Origin of the sequence: Cobetia sp. SIMBA_158 (genome assembly GCF_046566945.1) — a bacterium.
Lineage (GTDB): Bacteria > Pseudomonadota > Gammaproteobacteria > Pseudomonadales > Halomonadaceae > Cobetia > Cobetia amphilecti.
The window spans coordinates 1-319 of sequence record NZ_JAWJYL010000167.1 but is presented as its reverse complement, the minus strand read 5'-3'; the positions used below and the strand labels follow the sequence as shown (position 1 = coordinate 319).

The following is a 319-nucleotide window of genomic DNA, read 5'->3' as shown; positions in this document are numbered from 1 at the left end:
CAGATGGTGGATCTGAGCGAAATGACCTCTAAAGATAAATTTAAATCATTTGAAGAACTGAATACCAAATTTGGCCAGGTTATGGGTACCGCAGTTATGGGCGGTGCAGCAGCAACCGCAGCAAAAAAAGCAGATAAAGTTGCAGATGATCTGGATGCATTTAATGTTGATGATTTTAATACCAAAACCGAAGATGATTTTATGTCTTCAAGTAGCGGCTCTAGCTCAAGCGCAGATGATACCGATCTGGATGATCTGCTGAATGATCTGCTCGAGCACCACCACCACCACCACTGAGATCCGGCTGCTAACAAAGCCC

1 protein-coding gene is annotated in these 319 nt (G+C 44.2%); it reads left to right on the top strand.

Features of this window, described 5'->3' with window-relative positions; all coding sequences use genetic code 11:
- A partial coding sequence (locus R2R70_RS19475) for a hypothetical protein (protein ID WP_410978817.1) occupies positions 1-297 on the top strand: 297 nt, incomplete at its 5' end.
- Positions 298-319: the final 22 nt, after the last annotated feature.